The sequence below is a fragment of the Hominimerdicola alba genome, assembly GCF_900109655.1.
In the GTDB taxonomy this organism is placed as follows: Bacteria; Bacillota; Clostridia; order Oscillospirales; family Ruminococcaceae; genus Hominimerdicola; species Hominimerdicola alba_B.
The window spans coordinates 23082-46007 of sequence record NZ_FOAT01000005.1 but is presented as its reverse complement, the minus strand read 5'-3'; the positions used below and the strand labels follow the sequence as shown (position 1 = coordinate 46007).

The following is a 22926-nucleotide window of genomic DNA, read 5'->3' as shown; positions in this document are numbered from 1 at the left end:
CCCTGAATCATACTATAATATTTATGAATAAATTATTTCGGTTCGGAGGTCATTCACGGTGGATAAGAGAGTCGTGGTATATAAAGTAATGCGGATGGTGTTCGCGCCGCTGTTTTATGTCCTGTTTCAGCCTAAGATAATAGGCAGGGTGAATATACCGAAAGAGGGCGCGGCGGTCATTGCTGGCAATCACAAGCACGCTCTTGACCCTATCCTTGTGGATATCAGCACCCGCAGGACGGTGCGCACCCTTGCTAAAAAAGACCTGCATGATGGACCTTTCGGCTGGCTTTTCAGGAGCTCGGGCACTATCCCCGTAGATCTCCACGCAAAGCATAATCCCGAAGCCCTTAAAGCCGCTAAAGAAGCCCTTCATGATGGTGAACTTGTTAATGTTTCCCCCGAGGCGAAGCGCAATTATACCGATGAACTGCTGCTGCCTTTCAAATACGGCGCGGCAGTTATGTCTGAGGATACGGGGGCATCTCTTGTGCCCTATGCGATAGTTGGCAGGTACAAGCCTTTCGGCGGGCTGACTATCATTTTCGGTAAGCCTTTCAAAGCCGTAGGCGATGCGGAAATGACCAACAGAAAACTATATAACAGCATCGCCGCACTGCTAAAAAAGGTGATGCCGAAAGAAGAATTGCAGTCCAAAAAAATAACCTCATTTGAAGAATGGAGCAGCAGAAATGAAAAGACATCTTGAATACCCCGATTGCTCGCTGTATAGATATCTTGTCATGACAGCGAAGAAATACCCAGGATACACCGCACTGAACTATTTCGGCAACAAGCTGACTTTCCGCCGTCTTATTGGTGAGATAGGCAGAACAGCCCGCGCACTTGCGGCGGCGGGTGTCAAAAAAGGCGACAGCGTATCCGTATGCCTGCCGAATATTCCTCAGGCGGTCTTCCTGTTTTACGCCATAAACAAAGTGGGTGCGGTGGCTAACATGATACACCCACTCTCAGCTGAAAACGAGATAATCCGCTATATGGAACTCACCGAGAGCAAATATGTTTTCTTCCTTGATTCCGTTTCGGATAAAATGAGAAAGGTCTGCATGAGGGTCTGCCCCGAAAAGGCTGTGGCTGTCAGTGTCAGCACCTATATGCCCCCTGTGATACAGGCGGGATACTTCGCGAAGATGAAAGGCAAGCTACCCGAGTATACAGGCTTTGACAGCTGGTCGGATTTCATTGAAGGGGCAAAGAATATCAGACAGAATATCAATGTAGATTCTGCCCCCGATGACACCGCGGCTATCCTTTACAGCGGCGGAACAACGGGTATTCCAAAGGGCATAATGCTCACCAACCTGAATTTCAATGCCCTTGCCGCTCAAAGCATCGACGGCTGCGGCAACCTTTACGCAGGCGAGAAAATGCTCTCGGTGATGCCTGTCTTCCACGGTTTCGGACTGGGTGTGTGCATACATACTATTCTGATACTGGGGGGCACAGCGATAATACTGCCGAAATTCTCTGCGGCTGAATTCCACGAACTGCTTTTCAAATACAAGCCCAATATCATCTCGGGAGTTCCCGCCGTATACGAAGCTATGCTGATGAACAAGGACTTCGACGGCAAGGACATGAGCTTCCTGAAAACCGTTATTTCAGGCGGAGATTCTCTGTCACCAAGCTCAAAGAAAAAGCTCAACGACCTGCTTGCTTCTCACGGAAGCAGAGCCCGCGTAAGAGAGGGCTACGGTCTTACCGAGTGCGTAACAGGCTGCTGTCTTCTGCCTGCATCTTCCGATAAGCTAGAAAGCGTGGGTCTGCCCTATGCCGATACCTATTTCAAGATAGTTGATACCGAGGAAAACGAACTTCCTGCGGGTGAAACAGGCGAGATAATTCTCCGCGGCACCACGGTGATGAAAGGCTATTACAAAGCCCCCGAGGAGACTGCCAATACCCTGCGTATGCATGAAGACGGCAATATCTGGCTCCACACAGGTGACCTTGGTTATATGGACAAAGATGGCTATGTGTACTTCAGGCAAAGGCTGAAGCGCATGATAGTTTCGGGGGGATACAATATCTATCCCCAGAATATCGAAGAGGTCATAAACTCTCACCGTGATGTGGTGATGTGCGCCGTTGTAGGTGTTGAAGACCAGATAATGGGCGAAAAAGTCAGGGCGTATGTAGTTCCCAAAGAGGGAGTAAACGAGGATATCCTCCGTGATGAACTCACCGAAATGCTGAAAAAGGATATAGCAGTCTACGCACTGCCGAGAGATATAAGATTCAAAGAAAGTCTGCCCAGAACACTTGTGGGCAAGGTGGATTATCTTGCGCTGAAAGCTGAGGAGTGATAGCTATGGATAACAGAAAAGTACTGCTGGTCCACCCGGAGATATCCAGGACTAAATATAATTTCGCGGGGATAATCGATAACGAACCCCTTGAACTTGAATATATCTGCACCGTTCTGAAAGACGCGGGCTATGAGCCATATATATGGGACGGTCAGGTGGAGGAACAGCCCTTTGTAAAGCGTCTTGCGGAAGTTTCTCCCTTTGCGGTATACGTCTGCGGAAGAACAAGGCAGGAGAACTTCATGAAAGAATACTGTCGCGCCGCAAAGGATATAGGCTGTATCACCATGGTCGGCGGACTTCACGCACAGCATAACTACAAGCGTTTCTATGAAAGCTACATCGACTTCGTTTTCAGGAGTTTCGATATATTCGGTATAGTCAACGTGCTTGAAAACAAAGCCCTTGCCGAAGTAAACGGGCTTTGCATGAATCGCGGAAACCGCTGGGTGGAGAATGAGGCTACTCCCTTTGATATCAAACGTCTGCCACGTCCCGATAGAAGCTATTTCTATGCTCACCCCCGCTACCGCTACCTTGAATTACAGCCCTGCGCCCATGTGAGGACTGCCTACTGCTGTCCCTACAAGTGCAAATTCTGCTACCGCAACAGGCTGAACTGCGGCACTTACTCCGCAAGGGATATCGCAGATGTGGTGGACGAGATAGCTTCCATAGAATGTGATAATATATATTTCATCGATGACGATTTCCTCTTTGGCGAAAAGCGCCTTGAAGAATTTATCCGCCTTGTAAAGGAAAGGGGCATACACAAAAAGTATGTCTGCTACGGCAGAGCGGATTTCATATCCAAGCACCGCGACCTTATGGAACGCCTTAAAGAGATAGGTTTCTACTATGTGCTGGTAGGACTTGAAGCGGCGGACGACAAGCATCTGTACCGCTATAACAAAAAGTCCGACCTATATGCCAATTCTGCGGCGGTGGAGATACTCAACGATCTGGGTATAAACGCCATGGGTATGTTCATAGTCGATCTGGATTTCAAGGCGCGGGATTTCAGGGATATCTCAAAATGGGTGAGAAAGCACAAACTCAAACACGCGGCTATATCCATATTCACCCCCGAGATGAACAGCGAACTGTTTGAAGAATACCGAAGCCGCCTTATCACCCGTGACCCCTCCCACTGGGACTATCTCCATGTAGTAGCAAAGCCCTCCCATATGAGTGTAAGACGGTACTATATGCACTATCATATCCTCATCGGCAGACTGTTCCTGCGGGCATGGCGGCAGGGGATATACGATTTTATCGACTATAAATTCTTTATAGGTTCGATAGTTAAAAATATGTTCAGGTTCGGAGGATAGCATGGGAGAAGTATATAAGAATCCCGTGAAAAAAATGATACCAAGCAAGCTGGAAACGGGATTTCAGCAGTTTTTATATAAGCGCGTGGGACCCCATATACCAAAGTCCATGACACCAAACCAAATGACCACATTAAGCGCCGCAGGTGGGATATTCTCCATTTTGATGACGCTTCTGACAAATATTTCATCATGGTTCTGGCTGGGTACGATAGCGGGTCTTGCCCTGCATCTGGTGGCGGACGACCTTGACGGATTTATAGCCAGATCAAGGGGGTTGTCCTCAAAAGCGGGGGCGTATTACGATCTCATGGTGGATATACTTTTTTCAACATTTCTGCTGATATCCATTGGTCTGACTCCTGCGGCACATCTTCTGCCAATGGCGCTGGCGGCACCCCTTTACGGCATCATGAATGTTACCATGATGAACTATATCATCTATTTCAACGAATTCCAGTTTCCGCGCTTAGGCCCTATCGAAGCCCATATCAGCTATACCGTGATAGCGATATGCGCCATGATATTCAAGGGAAACGAGGTATTCACAGTTTTCGGCCACGGTGTGACGGTTGTGGATATCATAGCAGTCATCGCCATGATACCCATGTACTATGAAATGATACGCATGATAATAGCCCTGTTCAAGCGGCTGGAGGCCAGTCAGAGATGAGATATATCTACATTGTGCTGATAAAGGCGCATACGGGTCTGGGTAGCATAGCGCGGAAGTTTACACATTATCCCTACACGCATATAGCGGTATGCCTTGATAAGTCCCTGACGGACTATATCAGCTTTTCCAGAAGATACCATTATTATCCCTTTGAAGCGGGCTTCACCCATGAGTACCGTGATTATTACGCATTCGGCGAACACTGTGACTACGGTGTGAAAGTCTTCCGCCTGCCCGTTGAAGACGATGCTTATGCCGATATACTTACCTTTATAAAAGAACGTGAGAGCGGGGGATATCTCTTCAATGTGTACTCAATGGCGACCATGCCCATTATCGGCGGATTCAGGATAGCTGGGGCTGAAAACTGCATGAGTTTCACCGCACAGGTGATCGAAAAAAGCAGGGCAGTCAGCCTTGCCAAGCCATACTGGAGATACTCCATCAAGGACATAGATGAACTCCTCATGAAATATCAATATTTTCAGGGCAAGATCAGCAAACGTCCCTGTGACAGGCATGATGAATATATGCAGAAATTCTGTATAAAGCGATATCTGCGCGGCATGGCGAAACTTCTTATTCCACTGACAAAACGTCTTATCACAAAGCAAAAATGACCAGTAGTACAGGTCTTGTTTCAAGCCAAGAAAAAATTACAGCTTTGAGATCGCAAAAAACGGCAAGGAAAATCTATACAAATACCGACGCATACTTTTGTAAAGTATGCGTTTTTTATATTTTTAAATATTAATAGTATACTAAAACAAGTTGAAATATTTTATTATTATTGACATTCTTACCGAAATATGCTAAAATAAATCTATGAATGTGATAATTAGATGAAAGGCGTTGTAAAGCTAAAATGAAGTTGATCTATGATGTTGAATCGAAGCCGAAAACAGGGCAGATAATCGTTTTTGCCCTACAGCAGATGCTGGCGATACTGGCGGCAACGATTGCTGTCCCCGTGATAATCGGCAACGGACTGACTCCCGCTGCCGCAATGTTCGGTGCTGGTGTGGGTACGCTGGTGTATCTGGCGTTCACCAAGAAGAAAAGCCCTGTATTTCTGGGTTCTTCCTTTGCTTTCATAGGTTCCATGTCCGCAGCATTTGCAGGCGCTGCCACAGCACAGTTGGGTATGCTTGGCATAATCATAGGTGCTGTTGCTGCAGGACTTGTCTATGTGGTGATAGCCACGCTTATAGGCGTTGTAGGCGTTGACTGGCTGGGCAAACTGATGCCCCCTGTGGTCATTGGACCCACCGTTGCAATAATCGGTCTGTCCCTTGCGGGAAATGCCATCGGAGATCTTCAGAAAAGCGATGTCACAGATGTTCCCGCCGCTAAGTATATCGCGCTGATATGCGGTCTTGTGACCCTTGCGGTGACTATGCTGTGCTCCACCTACGGCAAAAAGATGCTCCGCCTTGTGCCATTTGTTATGGGAATACTTGCGGGCTATGCAGTGTCCTTGATATTCACCCTGATAGGCAATGCCGCTGATATCGAAGCACTGAAGATCCTTGATCTTTCGGTGTTCTCAAAGGTAATGTTCCCCGACGGCAATGTTACCGCAGAAAGCTTCTTCAAGCTCCCCGACCTTGTTTTCCTTGAAGGCTTCAAGGGCTTCGGCGACCTGACAGGCAGTTATATACTGACTATCCTTGTGGCTTATGTCCCCGTGGCGCTGGTGGTTTTTGCCGAGCACGTTGCCGACCACAAGAACCTCTCCTCCGTTATCGGCAGAGATCTTCTCAAAGAACCCGGTCTTGCTCGAACACTTCTCGGTGACGGTGTAGGGTCTATGGCAGGCGCATTTTTCGGCGGCTGTCCCAATACCACCTACGGCGAGAGCGTGGGCTGTGTAGCCATAACAGGCAACGCCTCCACAGTTACCATAATCGCGGCTGCTATTGGCTGCATACTCTTCTCGTTTGTAACGCCCTTTGTGGCTTTTGTAGATTCGATACCCGCCTGCGTGATGGGCGGCGTTTGCGTGGCACTTTACGGTTTCATTGCAGTTTCGGGACTTAAAATGCTGAAAGAAGTCGATCTTGATGACAACCGCAACCTGTTCACAGCTTCCGTGATATTTATTGCAGGCATCGGCGGACTCAGCATAAGCTTCGGCAAGGTAACTCTTACCGAGATAGCTGCCGCTCTTATCCTCGGCATAATTACAAATGTCATGTTGTCCCGAAAAGCGGACAATAGTAAGAGCGAAGACGAATGATAAATCCGCGTGATAACTGCTAAACTGCTATGAACGTTCTAAAAGCGGGATAAAGTCACCTTTCGTTACTCAGTAAACAATTAAAATAATATAAAAGCGAGGTTTTCAAAATGGGAAAAGTAACTATCATCGACCATCCACTTATCAAGCACAAGATATCTCTGCTGCGTGATGAAAACACAGGTACAAGGGATTTCAGAATACTCGTCGAGGAGATAGCCATGCTTATGGGCTATGAGGCTCTCCGTGATCTGCCCACCGAGCTGGTGAGCGTAAAAACACCTATAACTACGGCTGATGTGCCTATGCTTTCAGGCAAGAAGCTGGCAGTTGTGCCGATACTCCGTGCAGGTCTGGGCATGGTGAACGGCATACTCGCACTGGTGCCATCCGCAAAGGTAGGTCATATCGGTCTTTACAGGGATGAAGTTACCCATGAGCCCCATGAGTATTTCTGCAAGCTCCCCGAGAATATCGACGAGAGACTTGTTATCCTCCCCGACCCCATGCTTGCCACAGGCGGTTCTGCCATAACGGCAGTTGATTTCATCAAGCAGAGGGGCTGCACCAATATCAAATTCATGTGCGTTATTGCTGCGCCCGAGGGTCTTGAAGCGCTGAAAAAGGCTCACCCCGATATCGATATCTACGTGGGCAGCCTTGATGAAAAGCTCAACGAGAACGCATATATCGTACCCGGTCTCGGCGACGCGGGTGACAGAATATTCGGAACCAAGTAAATAACGAAAGGAGAGACCGCAGATGCAGATGACAAATATGCCCGAATTCCACAAGCATATCAAACGTGTTGTGATATCCGAGGAAGAGATAAGGGACGCCGTGACCAAAGCAGGCGAGATACTCAGCCTTGAGTACAAGGACAAGCCCCTGCTTCTTGTGACTATCCTTAAAGGTGCATTTATATTCCTTGCCGACCTCAGCCGTGCTATAACCATCCCCCACGAGATAGGCTTCATGGCGGCAAAAAGCTATTTTGAAAGCACCGAAAGCTCAGGTAATGTTGAGATAACCCTTGACCTCGCACAGGATATAAGCAAGTATAATGTTGTGATAGTCGAGGATATTATCGATACGGGAAGAACTCTCAGCAAGGTCAAGGAATACCTTGAAAGCAAAAATCCCCTTTCGCTGAAGATAGTAACACTGCTTGATAAGCCCGACAGACGTCTTGTAGAACTCAGTTCGGACTACGCACTGTTTACCATACCCGATTATTTCGTTATCGGATACGGTCTGGATTACGGCGAGTATTACAGAAATCTGCCGTGTATAGCTGAATTTGAGGAGGGCAAGTGATATGGGAAGCAGAAGCAAAAAAAAGCAGAGGAACCACATAACTCACCCCTCTGAACATATGGGCAATAAGGAAGTGCAGACCATTACCGAAACAGGTACCCTCGGCAAATTCTTCAAGCTGAAAGCTCACGGCACCGATGTCCGCACCGAGGTAATGGCAGGTATAACCACTTTCATGACAATGGCTTATATACTTGCGGTCAACCCCAGTATACTTTCCGCCGCAGGCATGGACAGCACTGCTGTTCTCCTTGCGACCTGCCTTGCGTCTTTCCTCGGTACTATGTGTATGGGGCTTATGGCGAATCTTCCTTTTGCACTTTCCGCAGGCATGGGACTTAACGCATTCATGGCATACACCGTGTGCGGCGCCATGGGATATCCCTGGCAGGTAGCACTGCTGGCTGTATTCATCGAAGGCGTTATATTCATAATACTTTCCGTGACAAAGGTCAGGGAAGCCATATTCAACTGCATACCCCTCTCGCTGAAAAAGGCGGTATCCGTTGGTATAGGTCTTTTCATTGCATTTATCGGTCTCCAGAATGCCAATCTGACAGTCGGCGGAGCTACCCTTGTTGAACTGGTGGATTTCAGAGAAGACTTCCACACCCGCGGTATATGCGCCCTGCTGGCAGTTATCGGCACTGTACTGATGGCTGTGCTTTATATCAGAAAAGTCCGCGGTTCCATACTCATAGGCATATTCGGCACATGGATACTTGGTATGATATGTCAGGGCGTTGGACTTTATGTACCCGACAACGAGAGCTGGTTCTCACTGCTGCCAAGCTTCTCCATGACGGATTTCACCGCTCTCAGCAAGACTTTCGGCGGCTGCTTCGACGTTGATATGAGCAGTGTAGGCATATTCAACTTTATAGTAGTTGTATTCTCATTCCTGTTTGTTGACCTCTTCGATACTCTGGGAACCCTGATAGGCGTGGCTTCAAAGGCTGATATGCTGGATAAGGACGGCAAACTCCCCGCGATACGTCCCGCACTCATGGCTGACGCTATCGCAACAACAGGCGGCGCAGTTCTGGGTACTTCCACCACAACAACTTTCGTTGAATCCGCCGCAGGTGTCGGCGCAGGCGGAAGAACAGGTCTCACCGCAGTTACAACTGCTTTGCTGTTCATGGCTTCCATGCTTTTCGCACCTATATTCATAGCGATACCTTCATTCGCAACAGCACCCGCACTGATAGTAGTGGGCTTCCTGATGTTCAGCTCCATAACCGATATCAAGTTCGATCCTGACAACTATACCGAGGCTGTTCCCGCATATCTGTGCATACTTGCTATGCCCCTGTTCTACAGCATTGCTGAGGGTATAGCTGTGGGCGTTATGTCCTACGTTGTTATCAACCTCTTCTGCGGCAAAGCCAAGAAGATCAACCCCATTATGTATGTGCTGACAGTGCTGTTCGTACTGAAGTATATATTCCTCTGATAGTTTAAAACACGGAATATCTGAAAGGGAAAATGATGGATAATAAAAAATTAGCGGGAGTATTCTTTGCTGTGATACTAATGGCTGTGCTGTTCGTTGAGGGCAGTATCCTCAGGGCTCTGGTAGAATGCGGCTACGGTATGGCTGAACTTCCCAAGACCACACTTGTGTTTTTGAAGATCAGCAAGGGCTTCACACCCGATGGTCACGCCGAGGATGGCATGGTCGAATTCATCGGCAGCAGCAAGGATACCTACGAAGAATACTTCGATAAAAAAGGCTACCGCAGGATGTACAGCCTTGACGGCGTGGATCATTACGGCAAAACAGACGGCGATGATTACGATTTCGCAATAAGCTGTACCGAGAAAAATTCATGGTTCGCGGTGTATAAGATATCCGAGGACTACCCCATAGAGGACTTCTCATCCAAATAAAGCATAGTATTAAGGAGTGTTTAAAATGGAAACATACACATTGAAGGTGGCAGGACTTACAAGAGAGCTGCCCATATGTTCAGCAAGCGAAAAGCTTGATATCGCCGCATTTATAATGTTCTCTGACGTTGAGATGACAGTTGCGGCAACCACGGAGCTGCTTAAAAAAGCCCCCGAATTCGATGTTATAATCACAGCCGAATCCAAGGGCATACCCCTGGCATACGAGGCAGCAAGACAGTCGGGCAAGAATTATGTCGTAGCCCGCAAGTCCGTAAAGCTCTATATGACCGACCCTATATCGGTGCAGGTAAAGTCCATAACCACCGCCGCAGTCCAGACCCTCTACCTCTCTCAGGAGGACGTAGCAAGGCTGAAAGGCAAGCGTGTACTTATCCTCGATGATGTTATCAGCACAGGCGAATCCCTCACAGCTGTTGAGGAGCTTGTAAACGCAGCAGGCGGAAAGATCGTGGGCGCAGGTGCAGTCCTCGCCGAGGGCGATGCAGCCGACAGAACGGATATCTTCTTCCTCGAAAAACTTCCGCTGTTCTTTAAATAATACCATAACGGGCGCTTTCCTGCGGGTCAGCGCCCTCACTTCGTTAATGGCGGTGCCAATGAAATTTCCCCGAAAGGTCGGTGACAGCATATCAAGCGGATATTCATTATACTTGCGGGACTTCTTGCAGGTTCTGCTCTTGCTTCATATAGGCTCGCCGAATTTTTCTGCACAGGCGGCGACCGTCCGGAATTTTACGGCTATATCCCATTTCTGCCATTCCTGAGCATACCCCTGTTTCTCGGGATATCATTGATCCGCCACTTCGGCAGACTCACCCTGAAAAAGCTTGATCTTATGGATGGTCATGAGTTTGAATATGCCTGCGCCAATATCCTGAAAGCCAACGGTTTCAAGGATATCGAAGTCACCAAAGGCTCGGGGGATTTCGGCGTTGATATCATCGCCGTGAAAAAGCACCGCCGATATGCGGTGCAGTGCAAGCGCTACGATAAAAAGCTTAATAATTCCGCGGTACAGGAAGTAATAGGCGGACTTGCCTACTACGGCTGTGAGGTGGGCGCTGTCATGACCAACAGCTATTTCACCGCCGCCGCCCGAAAGCTTGCCGAGGTCAACAACGTTGAACTCTGGGACAGGGACAAACTCGAAACAATGCTGAGAAAGCGGGGTATCAAGGATGCTTCACGCAAAACCGATGATATGTCGGATATTCCGCCCGAAACCTACTGCGCACAGACGGTGGAAGAATTCTTCGCTGAACAGGGGATAGCCGTAGAAACAGCCGCCACAGAATTTCTGGAAGATTCCTGCGAACTCCTGATAGAGATAGTCCCCGAAACAGGTGTGCGCATCAGCGATATACGTAACCTGACCCAAAAACTAGCCAACCACGGCGGCTGGGAGTACGTCACCTGCGTATTTCCATCCCATACCCCGGGTACAGTTGGTCTGGAGATACCGCTGGAGATGGATAACAGTGATAAGGAATAAAAAGCAATCCAGTGGGAACTGCCAAAGAGTCAAAGTGCGCGGTTTATGCGACTGCGTCGGCATATGCCTCGCGATAGCAGGCTTGCGGGAGTTTGAGGGCAGAGCCCTCAACTCAAGGCACAAAATTAGTGTGGCAACCGTGCTGTCAATAAAACAACAAACTCCCCGTCCTGTCAAAAAGGCGCGGCAATACCAAATATTCCGAGCGTGTGCGACCGTATGCCACCGCATAAAACTCCGTGCGAAATATTGCCGTCGCACGAAATTAATGGTGGTTGCTTATTAAATTCTTTACCCGAGGTACGAGGGGCGACAACTCGCAAACTATCGCCCACAGCAAATATTCGACAACCCCGATAAATAATAACAAAAGGCACTTCTGTCACCCGCGACAAAAGTGCCTTTGTTGTTCAATAGAAAAATCAGACCTTACCCCATATCCCAAAAATATTCCAGTGAGGTAGTATACTGCACAGCCTTTGAATATCCGTCTGTGCTGTATCCCTTTGGTATCAATTCGATTTGTGTGGAAATAGAATCCGTGTTATCCGATCGGTAATTTGCATTAAACCGAAGTAGATTTTTTGACATATATTCTAAATAAAAATCGTAATCAAATGCATCGCCGCTGTATGAAGCATTTTTGTTTGCATGAAGAGTGCGCCCCGCAATGACATCCTCACGTAGCTGCCGCAAAGATACATAATCACCGTTATCGTCAGTAAAATATAGCCGATATGTGGGGTCAAGCATTATTCTTGAACCCGACGGCAGCAAGCAGTCCACAACAACATGACAATCATTAAAGGGTTCCTCATATGGCTTGCAGGTGATATGCCTTGCCTTTATGCCGTTCATGCGCAGCAATTCGGATAGTATGATCGATAAACCTCTGCAATTAGTCTTCTGTTCATGCTTTTCACAGCTTTTTATAACACTCTCAAGACTACCACCGCCCGTTACAGCATGGCTATAGTGCCTGAAATTATCGCAAACAAAGTCCAGCATTGAAAAAACGATAGAATCTTCGTTTTCGGAATCTGTTTTGCAGTAAGCGGGATAATTATATTTTTGCAAGATCTTTGGCGCAGGACGACCAAGCACGAATTCGGGATAATGTTTTCTGCTGATATTATCCTCTTCGTAATCCCTGAATCTTCTGAGGATATCTATCCGTTTCTCATCGGGAACAGCTTTTATAGTTCTACCGGATCTATATCTATAAAAGATCTTCACACATCCCAGAGATACCAAAAATCCGATGGCACCTGCCAGAATAATTCGCAAAACCAATTCCATAATTTTCTCCTGATTTTTATTATCCGAAGTTATTTATAACTTCACCAAAAAACTCCCCCAGCGGAAGAGTAGCCCCAGAATGAAGCCCCTCAGGTATAACAGTGATATTCTCAGCACCGTAAAACCGCGTTTCCAGGGAATGTGTATCTATCAACTCATCGCTTCCGCCGATTACGCACTTGACGATACCGCGGTCAGCCTTTGCAAGACCGCCGAAAAGTGAGATCATAGCCCCGATATCACCCTCATACCCCAGCAGAGGAAGATGATAAAAAGGCATCAGACAGGGATTCACCAGCACTGCGGGGATACCTGTCTCCGCAGAAAGCAAAGCCGCGAAAAATCCTCCGTAGCTTGTTCCTACAATATACTGAGGAGCTTCATCACGTATTATCTCGCGAAGTTTCTCGATGACAATGTCAGCCGAAACTGCATCATAATCAAACCCTGGCGAAACGACCTCATGTCCAAGCCCCGTCAGCGCACCGAATGCCGCATTTTCAGCACTCCCTCGAAACCCATGTATATTAAGTATCTTCAAACTGACCCCTCCTGTATGCACATTCGCGAAAAAGCGTTTAAAAACGAAAAAAGCAGCCCAAAAGCTGCTTCTTCGCCAAATCACCTAAACCTTCATAATTCGCAAGAAAATTAATTTTTCCTCACATACAATATTATACTACAACAGGTGCGATTTGTCAATAGTTTCATAGATATTTTTTTAAAAAATACTACTGAAAATATCGATTCGTTAAAACATCTAAAGAAATCATTTAAGAATTAAGCAACTTAACATGTACTTGACAACTCAAATAAATAGTGTTATACTTTATTACATAAAAGCAATAAAATGCGAAAGGACGTTTTTATATGAAGATAGGCATAGTCGGTCTTGGACTGATAGGAGGCTCTCTTGCCAAAGCTATAAAGAAGAACACCGAACACAGCTGTTTTGCGCTGGATATCGACCGCGCCGCCATAGCGGGAGCGGTGGCTCAGGAGGCTATTGACGGGGAACTTACTCCCGATACCCTGCATACCTGCGATGTTGTCATCGTATGTCTCCACCCCGCCCAGACCATAAAATTTATCCTGGATAATAAGTCGAATTTCAAAAAGGGCGGCATAGTTACCGATTCCTGCGGCGTTAAGTCTGCGATAGTCGAAGCTGTGGAAGCTCCCCTGAAAGAGGAAGGTGTTGTCTTCATAGGCTGTCACCCCATGGCAGGCCGCGAATTTTCGGGCTTTGCGTACTCAGTGGATAACCTCTTCGAGCGTGCCAGCTTCATAATGACCCCCTCGGACGATACTGCCGCAAAGGCTGTAAGAGAGATATCTCAGCTTGCCTACGAGATAGGCTTTGCCAAGGTCGTAACTTCCACCACCGAGGAGCATGACCGTATCATCGCCTTCACCTCACAGCTTGCCCATGTTGTGTCCAGTGCCTACGTTAAAAGCCCCAGCCTGCTGAAACAGGCAGGATTTTCCGCGGGTTCATTCAAAGACCTCACCCGTGTGGCAAAGCTGAACGAGAATATGTGGACAGAGCTTTTCCTGATGAACAAGCAGCCCTTGATTGACGAGCTCAACTGCATCATCGAGCGTCTGACCGAGTACCGCGACGCTATCAAAGCCGACGATGCCGACGACCTGCGTGAGCTTCTCAAAGCCGGCAGGGAACTCAAAGAACTTTCAAACAATCAGCAGTAATTTTATTCGGAGGACAGCTCGGGCTGCCCTCCGTTTTTGTTTTTCATACTGAATTTTTTTAATTTCCGCGGGCATACTGTCAGTGATATCCTGAAAGATTGTTAATAATTTTTCATTCTAATACGCTGTTTAACTAATTACAGACCATAAATGCCTTAATATGAGAGCTCGTGCAAAACAAGGAAAACAGTATAAATCAGAAATAAAGTCGGAAAAATACTGCAAAAAGTCGTTTGGCAAATAGACCAAAAAAGTACACTTTAGTGCGTGAAATCGTATATATAGGTCGTTAAAAAATTAACATTCAGCGGCTTTCTGTACAAAATTCAGTACACTAATTTGTTGCGGACATATACCTCACGGAATGACCTATGTATAAAAAATGCCAAAAATCAAGCTTTTCAGGGCTTTTGGTAACATATGAAAAAACTGTTAAGCTTGCGTAATATTTCTGATTTGACCTTGACATATACTACTAAATGTGATATCCTTAAATCAAACGATGATCTATATATTGTGTCAGTGTCCCGAGGGTACGGGGCAGATCGTCTGAACAATTGACGCGGCATGAAGGATATTGAAGCTTTCGTAAAAGGACGGGAGCTTTTTGGTGTTGTGCCGCATAGTTAGGGAGAGATGTACAGATGGAAAGAAATTGGTTCGATGAGGAGTGGAAAGGTTTCAACCCCGGCAGATGGTCCAGCACCTCTGTCAATCTGAGAGACTTTATCCAGAAGAATTTCACACCCTATGACGGTGACGAGAGCTTTCTTGCAGGTCCTACCGAGGCTACCAAAAAGCTTTGGGAACAGGTGACTGAGCTTTCAAGACAGGAAAGAGAAGCAGGCGGCGTGCTGGATATGGATACAAAGATAGTATCTACCATCACAAGCCATGAAGCAGGCTATCTCGATAAGGATCTTGAAAAGATAGTCGGCTTCCAGACAGATAAGCCCTTCAAGCGTTCTCTTCAGCCCTTCGGCGGACTGAGAATGGCTCAGGCTGCGTGCAAGCAGTATGGCTATGAGGTGGATCCCGAGATAGTGAAGATATTCACCGAGTACAGAAAGACCCATAACCAGGGCGTATTTGATGCTTATACCCCCGAGATGAAGCTCGCAAGACACGCAGCTATACTGACAGGTCTGCCCGACGCTTATGGCAGAGGCCGTATCATCGGTGACTACAGACGTGTTGCACTGTACGGCGTTGATTACCTTATAATGGATAAGAAGGATCAGCTGGACAATTCTCTTGTCAGAATGACTTCCAAGAATATCAGACTCCGTGAAGAGCTTGCTGAGCAGATCAGAGCTCTGGGCGAACTGAAAAAGCTGGGTGAGATCTACGGTTGCGATATCTCCAGACCCGCAAAGAACGCTCAGGAAGCTATACAGTGGCTGTACTTCGGCTACCTTGCAGCTGTCAAGGAGCAGAACGGTGCAGCAATGTCACTTGGAAGAACTTCCACATTCATCGATATCTATATCCAGAGAGATATCGAAAACGGCGTTCTGACCGAGGAACAGGCTCAGGAACTGGTAGACCACTTCATCATGAAGCTGAGACTGGTCAAGTTCGCAAGAACTCCCGAGTACAACTCCCTGTTCTCAGGCGACCCCACATGGGTAACAGAGTCTATCGGCGGCGTTTCCATCGACGGTGTGCCCATGGTAACAAAGACATCTTTCAGATACCTCAATACACTTAACAATCTGGGCCCTGCACCAGAACCTAATATGACCGTTCTGTGGAGCGTTAAGCTGCCCACGAACTTCAAGAAGTTCTGCGCAAGAATGTCCATTCGCACCTCTGCTATACAGTACGAGAACGACGACCTCATGAGAGCAACTCATGGCGACGACTACGCTGTTGCCTGCTGTGTATCCTCAATGGTTGTGGGCAAGGAGATGCAGTTCTTCGGCGCAAGAGCAAACCTGGCTAAGTGCCTGCTCTACGCTATAAACGGCGGCGTTGACGAGCGTCTGGGCGTACAGGTAGGTCCTAAGTACCGTCCTGTTGACGGCGAGTATCTCGACTTCGACGACGTTATGGAGAAGTATGATGATATGATGGAATGGCTGGCAGGTCTGTATGTAAATACCCTGAACGTTATCCACTTCATGCACGATAAGTACAGCTACGAAAGACTCCAGATGGCTCTCCACGACAGAGATGTCAAGAGATACTTCGCAACAGGTATCGCAGGCCTTTCCGTTGTTGCGGATTCACTCTCCGCTATCAAGTACGCTAAGGTAAAACCTGTTCGCAAGGATATCCAGATAAAGGATAAGAACGGTAATGTTATAGACGTTGCCAGAAACGTTGTTGTTGATTATGTTGTTGAGGGTGATTTCCCCAAGTACGGCAATAACGATGACAGAGTTGATAAGCTGGCAGTTGATATCGTTAAGCGCTTCATGAACAAGATCAGAAAGCACCACACCTACCGTGACGGCGTGCCTACTATGTCTATACTGACTATCACTTCCAACGTGGTATACGGCAAAAAGACAGGTTCCACCCCCGATGGCAGAAAGATCGGCGTGCCTCTGGCACCCGGTGCAAACCCCATGCACGGCAGAGATACTCACGGTGCTGCTTCATCACTGTCCTCTGTTGCAAAGCTTCCTTTCAGACACGCACAGGACGGTATCTCCAATACCTTCTCCATTATCCCCGGTGCACTGGGCAAGGACGATGAGATGTTCGTAGGCGATATAGATATCGCAAGCATTTCGGAGGAACTTAATAATGGCAATTAAAGCATCAAACGATGATGACGGCAAGGTAAACGAACTTGTCGAAATGATAGACAGGCTTATGGCAGGCGGCGAAGGTCATATAAATATCGATGCCGAAGCACTGCTGAAAGCCAAGCGCGAGGGTCAGGACGATGCCGAAATGACCGTTCAGACCTTCAGAACTAACGACTGCGGCACGGGAGCGTGCTGTCAGCCCAACGAAAAAGCGCCCGATGAGGACGACGAGGAACTGTGATACCGCAGTCCCCGAGCTATCGTTTAGTATAAGAAAGGACGGATAGTTATGGCAAATTATGAACCTACCGATGCACAGGTGGATAACCTTATAGGTCTGCTGGACGGCTATGCCGAAAAGGGCGGACATCATCTGAATGTTAACGTGCTGAACCGTGAGATGCTTCTCGACGCACAGGCACACCCCGAGAAATACCCTCAGCTGACAATAAGGGTATCGGGATATGCAGTAAACTTCGTTAAGCTGACAAAGGAACAGCAGGACGACGTTATCTCCAGAACTTTCCACGAGAGTTTGTAATTTAATGATAAAGCCCTGTCACTTGTGTGGCAGGGCTTTTATGCTGAAGCGTCTTTAGTCATCTTCGTCTGTAATGGTTTCCTTGATACTCTTGACATTTGTGCATAATTCACCAAAAGCATATAACAGTATTGAATTTAACCAGCCGAAGATACCGCCAATGAATACGCCTATTATTAGACCGAGTATTATTGATTTAACTAAAAGATATCCGCTAATAACGCCAACGATAATAGTTAACGCGAAGATGATCTTTGCCAGAAATTTCAATTTTTCGCCTGCATTTTCATACATAAAAAACACCCCTTCTGTAAAATTAATACGAATACATTTGTATTCTAAAAATATTATAACACATAAGTGTTCAAATGTCAACATATGTATTCATAAATCTGTCAAAATCAATGTACAATATCCTATGAGGTGATGGATATGTACAACGGTGAGCTTGACCCTAAAATCGTGGGAGAGGTAATAGCCGAATTCAGGCGTAAAAAGGGCATCTCGCAGGAGGTCATGAGCGGACTGGCGGGAATCGGCAGAACACACCTGAGCGCCATTGAAAGAGGGGAGCGCAAGCCTACGCTGGAAACGCTGTATAAACTTTCATGCGCACTTGACACTAAAATGAGTGCGGTAGTTAAAGAGATAGAAAAGTGGATAGATACCGAATGATATAGATTTCATGACTTTACTTTTCCCGAAAAATATGGTAAAATCAATATGGGAAAACCCAATAGAAAGAAATATCAAGGAGACAATACAAAAAGGAGAATGCATAATGCAATCAAACAGAGAACAGTATTATCAGCCCACAAGACAGCAGAACCCAGAGCTTGTGAATATTGATACAGTTCAGAACGGTCAGATGATGCCCGTGCAGAACGGACAGCCTGCACAGTATGGTCAGCCAAATCAGTTCGGTCAGTCCATGCAGATGAACAGGTCAGTCCCACAGGGGCAGCCCACTCAGCTTGGTCAGAATCCAAACACCCTGCTCCCCGAACACGTTCCCGACAAGCAGTTCAGCCTGAAATGCTTCGCCCCGATGTTTGCGGGAATAATAGGTCTTCTCACCATAGGAAGATTTTCGGGCTCACTGGCGGCTATGTCTCTGGGCTTCGGCATCATGGGTACCTGCCTGATGACCCGCAAAGAGATGGAGGACTATAAGCCCGAGCGTAAATTCAAAGCTATGATGGGCGCAGTCGGCAGCGGACTTTTCGGTCTTGCGGGACTTGTCACCCTCTTCACACCCTCTCTCACCGACTATGCGGCAGGTGCGACCCTCACACTTGCGGGACTTTTCCTCACCGCCGCACCGCCTATTTCAAGGCACATGAAACTCCGCCGTTGTACCGAGAAAACAAGGGCGGTGTGCATAGGCAACCGCGAGAAGAGAAGTTCGGGCAAGCACCATCGTATGATGTACGCTCCCATATGGCAGTATATCGCAGGCGGAAGAGCCTATACTGCATATGATGATGTTTATACCAGCCCCCAGCAGTTCTATGAGGGCGAGGGCACCGATATCATGGTGAACCCTAATGACCCCAGAGATTTCTTCCGCGGCAGCGACCCATCAACATGGGCACTAATGGGATTCGGCATACTGATGCTTGGCGGCGGTGTGATTGTTCTGCTCAGGCTTTTGGGTATTTTATAGTAATGACATTGAGATCGCTGTTTGGGGAACTTCTGATGTCATTTACAGGTTAAGGAGATGTTTTAATGACGGGACGTATCCATTCGGTAGAAAGTTTCAGCGCTGTTGACGGCCCCGGAACAAGGTTCGTGGTGTTCTTTCAGGGCTGCCCCATGAGGTGCCTTTACTGTCACAATCCCGATACATGGCGGTCGGACGGCGGCAGGGAAGTCACAGCAGAGGATATCCTCACCGAGTATGATGCGGTAAAGGAATTCATGCATAACGGCGGCATAACCTGCACAGGGGGCGAGCCCTGTCTACAGATCGTTTTTCTGACGGAGCTTTTTGAAAAGGCGAAGTCCAAAGGCATAAACACCTGCCTTGATACCAGCGGCATAACTTTTAACCCAAAGGATACCGCCGCATTTGACCGACTTATCAAGTCCACCGACCTTGTCATGCTGGATATAAAGCACATCGACCCCGAGAAGCATAAAAAGCTTACAGGTCACGATAATAAGGGCATACTCGCTTTTGCGGAGTATCTCAGCGATAATGGCATACCCGTGTGGATAAGGCACGTTGTAGTCCCCGACATTACCGACGATGAAGAAAGCCTTTATAAGCTGGGACACTTTCTCGCCCGCATAAAGACCCTCAAAGCCCTTGATGTCCTGCCCTATCATACTCTGGGCAGGCACAAGTACGAGGAACTTGGCTTGGACTATCCCCTTGGCGACACCCCGCCCCTGTCCAAAGATGGCGCTCTCCGGGCAAGAGATATCATCATGCGCGGACTGAAAGACGAACTCAGGCAGAACCTTGCGAAATAGTATTCGTAAGGTACTGTTCAATACTGCGTCACTTTTGCCCTACGTACTGCGGTATCAGCTCGCCCCTCGTTCCTCGGGGCGAGCTGTCAAAGACGCTTCGCTGTTTGACAGCGGGCGCGGCAATATATTTACGCAGAAAGAAAGAGCGTGGACTGTTTGATTTGTCCACGCTCATATTTTTGTAGCGGTGACTGCGTCGACCGCGTGCCGCACCTTTTTGACATGGCGGGTAGATTGCTGTTTTATTGACGGCACGGTTGCCGCGCCGATTTTGCGCCTTGGTGATTGAGGGCTCTGCCCTCAAACTCCCGCAAGCTTTTCGTGAAAAGCTTGATCAAAAGCTTGTTTCGCGGCATAGTTTGTCTGGTGCGCAGATTTGCTGCCGCGGAATCAGTTAGCTTTTGCTACATCACAGATCAATTACAACCTTGCAGCCATTTGCCTTTGGATCAACTTCCACGAACTTATCGGTGTTTGCTACGCTGATCTTGAAGCTTACATCGGTATTGGTATATTCGCACTCTATCTTATTGCCGTTTCTTGTGGCTTTCAGCTCGAATACTTTATTAGCTTCGGTATCGTAAACAGGGCATACAGCAGATTTACCATCTTCAAGCTCGTATATTGTAAAGTTGGTGTCGTCCAAATAATTGTACTCAAAATCCTTCTTGAAGCTGCCGTAGGGGATTATACTGTTAGGCTTTGCAAGGGCAGGGATCTCGAAATAGCTGCACTTATGGGTGTACCATCTGCCGCCCTCGAAGACCTTGCCTGTGATGATATCCGTCCATCTGCCCTCGGGCACGTAGTACTGTGCTATGCCCTCTTCGTTGAGTATAGGCGCAACAAGGATATTATCGCCCAGCATATACTGTCTGTCAAGGGTAAGACAAGCGGGGTCATCGGCAAAATCAATTACCATGGCTCTCATCATGGTGACGCCGACCTCATGGGTCTTTATAGCCTGTGACCATATGTAAGGCATCAGCTCGCCTTTTTTCTTGGTGAAGAAGCGCAGAACATCGCAGCTTTCCTCATCAAACAGCCACGGCACGCGGTAGGACTGGTTTCCGTGAAGTCTCGAATGGGTTGAGAACAGACCGAATGCCGCCCATCTCTTATATATATCGGGGGTAGCAGTAGCTTCAAAGCCTGCCATATCGTGGGAGGTATAGCCGAATCCCGAGATACAAAGGCTCAGACAGCCTCTAACGACCTCAGCCATTGAGTTGTAGTTGCCCGAGCAGTCACCGCCCCAGTGTACAGGGAATTTCTGTCCGCCCGCTGTTGCGGACCTTGCGAACAGGCAAGCCTTGTTCTCGCCGTAGTACTCTTTCAGCACGTTGAAAACGCACTCGTTATAGAGGTAGGTATAGAAGTTGTGCATCTTTATGGGATCTGCGCCGTTGAAGTATACCACATCTCTGGTGGGTATCCTCTCGCCGAAGTCGGTCTTGAAGGTATCAACACCCATTTCGCAGAGTTTGCGCAGATATCCTGCGTACCACTTGCAGGCATCGGGGTTGGTGAAGTCAACTATCGCCATACCGGGCTGCCATTCATCGCACTGGAACACCGAGCCATCTGTGTTTTTGATGAAATAGCCGTGCTCCATGCCCTCATCGAAGAGGCGTGAACGCTGACCAACATAGGGATTTATCCATACGCAGGTCTTCAGACCCTTGGTCTCGTGAAGTCTTTTCAGCAGACCCTCGGGGTCGGGGAACTGTTCGGTATCCCATTCAAAATTGCACCATTCCAGACCTTTCATCCAGAAGCAGTCAAAGTGGAAGACCTGGAGAGGTATATCCCTTTCAGCCATGCCGTCGATAAAGCCTGTTATGGTGGCTTCGTCGTAGCTGGTGGTGAATGAGGAAGTCAGCCACAGACCGAATGTGAAAGCAGGGGGAAGTGCGGGCTTGCCTGTAAGGTCGGTGTAGCCCTTCATAACTTCTGTCAGGTTCTCGCCGCCAAATACGAAATACTCCATATTCTCGCCGGGCAGGGTGAAGCTGACCTTTGATACGGTATCGGAACATACCTCAAAGCTGACTTTGTCGGTAGAGTTCACGAAAATGCCGTATCCGCGTGAAGAAACGTAGAAAGGAACGCTCTTGTAGCTCTGGTCGGAGCAGGTGCCGCCGTCGGCATTCCATATCTCAACATTCTGACCATTTTTTGTGAAAGTGGTAAACTTCTCGCCGAAACCGTAGAAGTACTCGCCCACAGTGGTATCAAGCTGTTCCCTGATATAGGTCTTATGAGGGTCGGCAGGATAGCTCCAGAAAGTGTCGTCAGCCTGAACAGCCATTCTAGCCTGCTGCTTGAACGCGCTCTCCTTGATAACGCCTGTACTTCTCCAGCCGCCGCTTGTGAGTTTTTTATCTTTGTAAAAATATGAAACGTTCCAGTTATCACGGGATACTACTATCTTGGTATCTCCGGATACCAGCACAGCTTCATGCTCATTTATCGTAACAACGGGCTTATAGCTGCCCTTGTTCAGTGCGAAATGGGGTCCGTTATCCTTATATCCCTTGTGGTGAGTGATGTTCACCCTGATAACATTTTCAAATTCAGATGTATATGTGATCTCCAGATTTGCACTGCCCAGCAGCTTGTATCTCTCTCTGCCCGAAAATGGTGTAGCCACTACCATGAAGCCATTCTCGACTTCCACCACATCATAAGTCTGCACCATGTAGTTAACTTCGTAGCCCCTCTGATTGAGCCAGAAACCGTCAGCAAATTTCATTGGCTGTTACCTCCTAATTTTGCTATGATATCAAAAAATGAAACTTTCAGCAAAAACATTCGCCGAAGTGCTTTAG

General features: G+C 47.6%; 23 protein-coding genes. 19 read left to right on the top strand and 4 right to left on the bottom strand.

What is annotated here, in order from left to right; genetic code table 11:
* The first annotated feature begins 58 nt into the window (after positions 1–58).
* The 12 genes from BMY75_RS07245 to BMY75_RS07190 all read left to right on the top strand — a co-directional run bounded on the left by BMY75_RS07245 (position 59) and on the right by BMY75_RS07190 (position 11305).
* Entirely contained in the window at positions 59–709 is a 651-nt protein-coding gene (locus tag BMY75_RS07245; RefSeq protein WP_074831825.1) for a lysophospholipid acyltransferase family protein, read from the top strand.
* The gene (locus BMY75_RS07240; protein WP_074831823.1) at positions 693–2327 is read left to right on the top strand and encodes a class I adenylate-forming enzyme family protein; all 1635 of its coding nucleotides are present in this window, start codon (positions 693–695) and stop codon (positions 2325–2327) included. Before BMY75_RS07245 ends, BMY75_RS07240 begins: the two co-directional genes overlap by 17 nt.
* A gap of 5 nt (positions 2328–2332) precedes the next feature.
* A complete protein-coding gene (locus tag BMY75_RS07235; RefSeq protein WP_074831821.1) occupies positions 2333–3664 on the top strand; it encodes a B12-binding domain-containing radical SAM protein in 1332 nt (443 codons plus the stop codon).
* 1 nt (position 3665) lies between these two features.
* The gene (locus tag BMY75_RS07230) at positions 3666–4337 is read left to right on the top strand and encodes a CDP-alcohol phosphatidyltransferase family protein (protein WP_074831818.1); all 672 of its coding nucleotides are present in this window, start codon (positions 3666–3668) and stop codon (positions 4335–4337) included.
* Complete coding sequence (locus BMY75_RS07225; protein WP_074831815.1) at positions 4334–4960, top strand: hypothetical protein; 627 nt, start codon at positions 4334–4336, stop codon at positions 4958–4960. The genes BMY75_RS07230 and BMY75_RS07225 overlap by 4 nt, the downstream gene beginning before the upstream one ends.
* A gap of 245 nt (positions 4961–5205) precedes the next feature.
* Positions 5206–6579: a uracil-xanthine permease family protein gene (locus BMY75_RS07220; protein WP_074831812.1), complete on the top strand. Its 1374-nt coding sequence runs from the start codon at positions 5206–5208 to the stop codon at positions 6577–6579.
* Between the two features lie 110 nt (positions 6580–6689).
* Entirely contained in the window at positions 6690–7319 is a 630-nt protein-coding gene (gene upp, locus BMY75_RS07215; RefSeq protein ID WP_024855892.1) for a uracil phosphoribosyltransferase, read from the top strand.
* A gap of 22 nt (positions 7320–7341) precedes the next feature.
* Positions 7342–7896, top strand: a complete 555-nt coding sequence (gene hpt / locus BMY75_RS07210) for a hypoxanthine phosphoribosyltransferase (protein WP_074831809.1) — start codon at positions 7342–7344, stop codon at positions 7894–7896.
* Between the two features lie 58 nt (positions 7897–7954).
* On the top strand, positions 7955–9352 hold the full coding sequence (locus BMY75_RS07205; protein WP_074832298.1) for an NCS2 family permease: 1398 nt from the start codon (positions 7955–7957) through the stop codon (positions 9350–9352).
* A 32-nt stretch (positions 9353–9384) separates the two neighbouring features.
* Positions 9385–9789: a hypothetical protein gene (locus tag BMY75_RS07200; RefSeq protein ID WP_139199745.1), complete on the top strand. Its 405-nt coding sequence runs from the start codon at positions 9385–9387 to the stop codon at positions 9787–9789.
* Between the two features lie 25 nt (positions 9790–9814).
* Positions 9815–10351 carry a phosphoribosyltransferase family protein gene (locus tag BMY75_RS07195; RefSeq protein WP_074831803.1) on the top strand — a complete coding sequence of 179 codons (537 nt, stop codon included), beginning with the start codon at positions 9815–9817 and terminating at the stop codon, positions 10349–10351.
* Positions 10352–10603: 252 nt separating this feature from the next.
* Positions 10604–11305: a restriction endonuclease gene (locus BMY75_RS07190; protein ID WP_242940194.1), complete on the top strand. Its 702-nt coding sequence runs from the start codon at positions 10604–10606 to the stop codon at positions 11303–11305.
* A 429-nt stretch (positions 11306–11734) separates the two neighbouring features.
* On the opposite strand, the gene BMY75_RS07185 is transcribed toward BMY75_RS07190, so the two are convergent.
* Positions 11735–12604: a transglutaminase-like domain-containing protein gene (locus BMY75_RS07185; protein ID WP_074831797.1), complete on the bottom strand. Its 870-nt coding sequence runs from the start codon at positions 12602–12604 to the stop codon at positions 11735–11737.
* A 19-nt stretch (positions 12605–12623) separates the two neighbouring features.
* Positions 12624–13145 (bottom strand): YqiA/YcfP family alpha/beta fold hydrolase, encoded by a 522-nt coding sequence (locus BMY75_RS07180; protein WP_074831794.1) that lies wholly within the window; start codon positions 13143–13145, stop codon positions 12624–12626.
* Between the two features lie 329 nt (positions 13146–13474).
* Here BMY75_RS07180 and BMY75_RS07175 point away from each other — a divergent pair, with 329 nt between their 5' ends.
* From BMY75_RS07175 to grcA3, 4 genes are all read left to right on the top strand, one after another.
* The gene (locus BMY75_RS07175; protein ID WP_074831791.1) at positions 13475–14314 is read left to right on the top strand and encodes a prephenate dehydrogenase; all 840 of its coding nucleotides are present in this window, start codon (positions 13475–13477) and stop codon (positions 14312–14314) included.
* A gap of 644 nt (positions 14315–14958) precedes the next feature.
* Positions 14959–17079, top strand: coding sequence for a formate C-acetyltransferase (gene pflB / locus BMY75_RS07170; RefSeq protein ID WP_074831789.1), 2121 nt, complete (start codon positions 14959–14961; stop codon positions 17077–17079).
* The gene (locus tag BMY75_RS07165) at positions 17069–17314 is read left to right on the top strand and encodes a hypothetical protein (RefSeq protein WP_074831786.1); all 246 of its coding nucleotides are present in this window, start codon (positions 17069–17071) and stop codon (positions 17312–17314) included. Before pflB ends, BMY75_RS07165 begins: the two co-directional genes overlap by 11 nt.
* Positions 17315–17362: 48 nt before the next feature.
* The gene (gene grcA3 / locus BMY75_RS07160) at positions 17363–17614 is read left to right on the top strand and encodes an autonomous glycyl radical cofactor GrcA3 (protein ID WP_074831783.1); all 252 of its coding nucleotides are present in this window, start codon (positions 17363–17365) and stop codon (positions 17612–17614) included.
* Between the two features lie 54 nt (positions 17615–17668).
* Here the strand turns inward: grcA3 and BMY75_RS07155 are convergent, their stop codons facing one another.
* Positions 17669–17908 (bottom strand): hypothetical protein, encoded by a 240-nt coding sequence (locus BMY75_RS07155; protein WP_074831781.1) that lies wholly within the window; start codon positions 17906–17908, stop codon positions 17669–17671.
* A gap of 138 nt (positions 17909–18046) precedes the next feature.
* Here BMY75_RS07155 and BMY75_RS07150 point away from each other — a divergent pair, with 138 nt between their 5' ends.
* The 3 genes from BMY75_RS07150 (at position 18047) to pflA (ending at position 20095) form a co-directional block, all read left to right on the top strand.
* The gene (locus BMY75_RS07150) at positions 18047–18289 is read left to right on the top strand and encodes a helix-turn-helix domain-containing protein (RefSeq protein ID WP_074831778.1); all 243 of its coding nucleotides are present in this window, start codon (positions 18047–18049) and stop codon (positions 18287–18289) included.
* A 106-nt stretch (positions 18290–18395) separates the two neighbouring features.
* Entirely contained in the window at positions 18396–19280 is an 885-nt protein-coding gene (locus tag BMY75_RS07145) for a DUF3592 domain-containing protein (RefSeq protein ID WP_074831775.1), read from the top strand.
* A gap of 65 nt (positions 19281–19345) precedes the next feature.
* On the top strand, positions 19346–20095 hold the full coding sequence (gene pflA / locus BMY75_RS07140; RefSeq protein WP_074831772.1) for a pyruvate formate-lyase-activating protein: 750 nt from the start codon (positions 19346–19348) through the stop codon (positions 20093–20095).
* Between the two features lie 409 nt (positions 20096–20504).
* Here pflA and yicI read toward each other — a convergent pair whose 3' ends face one another.
* Positions 20505–22850 (bottom strand): alpha-xylosidase, encoded by a 2346-nt coding sequence (gene yicI, locus BMY75_RS07135; RefSeq protein ID WP_074831769.1) that lies wholly within the window; start codon positions 22848–22850, stop codon positions 20505–20507.
* Between the last annotated feature and the right edge of the window lie 76 nt (positions 22851–22926).